The organism is Raoultella sp. (genome assembly GCF_039594335.1).
Lineage (GTDB): Bacteria > Pseudomonadota > Gammaproteobacteria > Enterobacterales > Enterobacteriaceae > Klebsiella.
Genome location: NZ_JBCNNS010000215.1, coordinates 1 through 4,804 on the forward strand (window position 1 = coordinate 1; position 4,804 = coordinate 4,804).

A 4,804-nucleotide genomic window follows, 5' to 3' on the forward strand; every position below is an offset into this window, starting at 1 on the left:
GTTTCCCGCCACGCATAGACCGTTTGCCCCAGTTCATTTTTGAAAAGGTGCGCCAGACGTGAAGGGGAGATAAACACCATCGCCGCCAGGGTCTCGATTTTTACCTCCTGCGCAATATGGGCGTTAAGATAGTCGCAGATGGCGTTAATCCGTGGGTCGTGGGCATGGCGGTTGCTAATGGGCTGCTGCTGAAAACAGCGGAGAATTAATCTCTCCAGCGCGTTCATTGCCAGCGCTTCTGACAGCGGTACGGACGCAGAGTGGTGGCGTATTACTTCGTAGAAAAGATCGCGCAGCTGCTGGAGCTGGTCGGGATCGTTAATGGTTGTTTTGCCGATACCGTGGGTGGTTTGGTCCCACTTTAGCCAGTCTATCCAGTAGGGGCGGGGGATAAAGTAGATCCACAGATGGTCCCAGTACTCGCTGTGTTCGTCCCTGCCGTAATGATGGGGCACGCCGGGAGGAAACAGCAACAGATCGTTTTCCCGGCACAGCAGGAAGCCATCGCCCGCTTTCGCCCGCGCCTGGCCGCGCAGGGTCAGATTAATGATGTAACCTTTCATCCCCTGCGGGCGATTAATGTAGTAGTCCAGCGTGGAGCCGCGGGTAATCGGCGTGAAGCCTGCGACGACCCAGGCATTGAAGGTAAAGGTCTTCATCAATGGCGAGAAATTGAGTAGCTCATTGATATCCAGTTCCATTCTTTCTCCCACCTGGGCGCCGCCGCGTCGTTAGCTTTCGATGATAGTAAATTCCCAGGCCCTGAGGCGCAACGGCTGGCCGACGTCTACAGCCTCCCCGCTCAGCAGCGCGGTACCCGCGGTCTCGCTGACAACATCCAGCGCCTCGCCGGAGTAATTGAACAGGAAGTGGATAGTATTTCCGGCTCGGTTACGCATCTTTTTAACCACTAACGGATAGCGATAGGCGGAAGTTCGCGAGTTCAGCGTGAGATCCGCCGTCAGGACATCAAACAGCTGGCTAATCAGGCGCTTGTGCGGCAGGAAGCCAACGTACAGGGCGCGTCCCTGACCGTAATCCGCCGCCGTTGCGGCGGCGTATTCGCCCCATGCCGGATGCTGATAGCGCAGCAGTGTGCGGGTTCCGCCATCGGGCGTCAGCAATTCCATCCACAGCTCAGCCTGATTATCATTGCGGCAATCAATCTCTGCGCAGCATGAGCTTACCGTCGTCCCTTCCGGCAGGGTGAACTGGCTGTAGCTGACGCCGCAGCTCTGGCGCAAAATCCCCGGCTGCGCGCTGTTGCGCACCTTGACATTTTCATCGCTAAAGCCTGATTTAAAGCCGATCAGCGCTCTGCCGCCCCGGGCGATATAGTCGTTAATCCGTGTTAGCAGGCCATCATCGGCGGCGTACAGACCAGGAACGAGCAGTACCCGGTAGCGCGAGGTTTCCTCGTTCACATCGTGGATGATGTCGAGGCTGATATTGTGGTCATACAGCGCATCGTGGAAGCGGCGGAAGATATCGTTATAAATGTTGCCCTCGGCATCGCCGGGACGGAAGTGATTGAGGGCGTCCATCGCCTCATTGCTTATTAGCAACGCGACGTCATTTTCGGCCTTCAGCTCCGCCAGCTGCGGCGACAGGCGGGCGAAATCGGCGCCGATGGTGGTGGCTTCCTGCCAGGTTGGGTTGCGCGAGAAGTCGTGGCTGAGCAGCCCCTTCCAGTAGGTTTCGAAGGCGTTATGAATCGAATGCCAGTGCCAGTAGGAGACCATGGCGGCGCCGGAGGCGATATGGCTGAATGCCTGCAGGCGTAGCTGGCCCGGGAAGGGGGTCCACTGGGCGAAGCCCTGAGCCTGGGTTTCCAGTACGAAGTAGTTCTGACCCGGCTTAAGCGAGCGGGTGATGGCGCCGCCAAAGGCGATTTCCCGCCCGGTCAGGTGCGCCTGGCTCGGGTGATAGATATCGACGCCGGCGATATCCAGCGCCTGCGCCGCCGCAAAATGGTCGACCCGCGGCTGCACGCCGTAAGAGTAACCGCGCCATTCGAAATCGAAGTTGTGGGTGACGAACTGGTGCGGCTGGGCGTATTCCCGAACGATGGCCGCCTGCCAGGCCAGATACTCGGTGACCTGCTGACGCTGATAGCGGGAGAAGGCGCAGGCGAGGCTGGCGTTGATGGTGTTTTCCACCGGCGGAAAATCCTGCCAGCGGTCAATGCGGTTGCTCCAGTAATCCAGACCGAAATCGTGATTCAGCTGCCGGAGGTCAGGATATTTCTCCTGCAGGCTGCGCACGAAGCCCTCCTGCATATAGCGGCCAATATTGTCGTAATGCTTGGTTTCGTTATCCAGTTGCCAGCCGATAATCGCCGGATGGTGCTGCACATGGGCCATCAGCGTGCGGATAATTTTTTCGGCATAGCGGCGAAAGGTCGGATTGACGATATCCATGATCTGCCGCGGGCCATATTTTTGCTGCCCCGCGACGGTGGTGACCAGAATATCGGGATGTTTCGCCGCCAGCCAGGCCGGTACCGCATAGGTCGGCGTCCCGACGATGACCGCAATGCCGGCCTCATGCATCGCCTCCAGCACCCGGTCGATATGGTAGAAATTGTAATGGCCCTCTTCAGGCTCCAGCGTACTCCAGGTGGACTCGGCAATACGCACCACGTTAATGCCGGTTTCGCGCATTAAGGCGATATCCTTAGCCAGCCGATCTTCCGGCATATATTCATCGTAATACGCCACGCCATAAAATAAATGAGACATACACACTACCTCCTGACATTAATTCGCGGGCACCGGTTGTGAAGCGAAGACACGCGCTTTATCCAGCGTAATAAAAGAAATGAGCGTGAAGCACAGAGCGATACCGCCGAGTACGATATAACTGCTGGTAAAGCCCATGCTCTGGTACATATGGCCGATACCGGTCGAGAGAAAAATAGAGCTAAAGCTTTTCGAAAACTGGAAGCCAATTAAGTAAACGGTCGCTGACAGCAGAGGGTTAAAGTTAGCGGTAATATATTTTAGCGCCGCGACGAGGAGCACCGAGCTTTCAAAGCCGTGGAGGAGTTTAATCAGGCTGATGGATACCGGGCCAATAGCCCATGCGGAGCCGATAATGCGCAAGCTCATAATCAGCCCGCAGTATAACAGCGCATTTTTCGGGCCGATTTTATTCACAAACCATGGCGCAAAGAACATCACGATGGCATCAAGGAAAATCTGACCCGTGGTTAAATAACCGAAGACTTCTGCACCCCGGGCTTTACTCTCAAAGAAATGGCTGTAATAGATAGCGAACTGCTGGTCATAGGTTTCATAGACCGCCCCGACGCCAATGACATAGAGGGCGAAGAACCAGAATTTTTTAATTTTTAACAGCGAGACGGCATCGCGGAGGGTAACCGGCGAGGCTTTGCCAGACAGCAATCCCTGCTGCGGGTGGGCGCTGATCTGCATTTTCCAGACAATGACCAGCAGGCAGACGCCTGCGCCGCTGGCCAACCAGAAAATCATATTCTGATCAATGCCGTAGAGTTTTCCTGCCGCAAAGGTGCCGATCGCGGCGCCGATGCCGCCGAACATCCGCGCCCGGCCAAATTCGAAACCGGAAGCGCGGCTGACTTTATCAATGTAGGCTTCGCAAACCCCGCAGCCTGCGCCGTAGGCCATGCCAATATAAAGGCCGCCAGCCAGCGCGCCGAGGAACACATTTATTTTTAACAGGGGAGCAAAGACATAGATCCAATAAGGGGCGAATAACGTGATTATAATCGCCAGCATCCACATCAGATTTTTACGATATACCAGTTTATCGGAGATGAAGCCGAATAACGGCTGAACGCAGACGGCGACAATAGCGGTAAAGGAATAGACCAGACCGACGTCCGTATAATTGATGCCGATGGTTTCCGTTAACCACAGTGATAAATAGGGGTAGCAGCATCCCCAGCCTATAAAGAAGAACAGGAAAAACAGACAGCTGATAAAGTAATTTTTATTTGACGTTATCATGGTAACCCTCGCTTCCTTTATTCAGGAATATGATCGTGTAGACGCGGGCAACGTTACCTTTTTGCGTGGCGAGGAGTCATGAACGTTCCGCTATCGAGCAGGAGTAATCTGCTATCGGCAGAGGGGCGTGAGCCGCTTCACATTCGGGACATAAAAAAAGGGCGGATGGTTATCCGCCCTTGAGAGAGAAAAGGTCAGGCTCAGGCGTTCTGGCTTTCCGCCGCTTCGGCCTGCTTGGGCACCAGCACCGTTGGCTTGTTATCGATACGGGTCACCAGCAGCTGGTCGATCCGGTAGTTATCGATATCCACGACCTCGAACTTATACCCGGAGAACTTCACCGCGTCGGTGCGTTTCGGGATTTTACGCAGCATAAACATCATAAAGCCGCCGATGGTCTCGTAATTCCCGGACTGCGGGAACTCGTCGATATCCAGCACACGCATCACGTCATCAATCGGCGTACCGCCATCGATCAGCCACGAGTTTTCATCGCGGGCGACAATCTGCTCTTCCAGCCCCTGGCCGACGAGGTCGCCCATCAGGGTGGTCATGACGTCGTTGAGGGTGATGATCCCGACGACCAGCGCGTATTCATTCATGATCACCGCGAAATCTTCGCCGGCGGTTTTGAAGCTTTCCAGCGCTTCTGACAGCGTCAGGGTATCCGGCACGATCAGCGTGTTGCGGATCTGCACGCCGCCGGTCAGGACCAGGCTCTGGTTGGCCAGTACGCGGTTCAGCAGATCTTTTGAATCGACGTAACCGATAATGTGGTCGATATCTTCATTACAGACGAGGAATTTCGAGTG

At 55.3% G+C, this 4,804-nt stretch carries 4 protein-coding genes; all 4 read right to left on the reverse strand.

The window, feature by feature from the left end; all coding sequences use genetic code 11:
- Positions 1-701 (reverse strand): arabinose operon transcriptional regulator AraC (gene araC / locus ACZAHD_RS21640; protein ID WP_462458573.1); only part of this gene is annotated, 701 nt, incomplete at its 3' end.
- Between the two features lie 30 nt (positions 702-731).
- Positions 732-2,741 (reverse strand): beta-galactosidase, encoded by a 2,010-nt coding sequence (locus ACZAHD_RS21645; RefSeq protein WP_462458574.1) that lies wholly within the window; start codon positions 2,739-2,741, stop codon positions 732-734.
- Positions 2,742-2,759: 18 nt separating this feature from the next.
- On the reverse strand, positions 2,760-3,992 hold the full coding sequence (locus ACZAHD_RS21650) for an oligosaccharide MFS transporter (protein WP_023323517.1): 1,233 nt from the start codon (positions 3,990-3,992) through the stop codon (positions 2,760-2,762).
- 200 nt (positions 3,993-4,192) lie between these two features.
- On the reverse strand, positions 4,193-4,804 hold a 612-nt coding region (locus ACZAHD_RS21655), incomplete at its 5' end, for a transporter associated domain-containing protein (protein WP_462458575.1).

What these genes read in the sequence shown, in the direction of transcription:
- ACZAHD_RS21650 (WP_023323517.1), bottom strand. Translation starts at nt 3,992, where the DNA reads ATGATAACGTCAAATAAAAATTACTTTATCAGCTGTCTGTTTTTCCTG.
- ACZAHD_RS21645 (WP_462458574.1), bottom strand. Translation starts at nt 2,741, where the DNA reads ATGTCTCATTTATTTTATGGCGTGGCGTATTACGATGAATATATGCCG.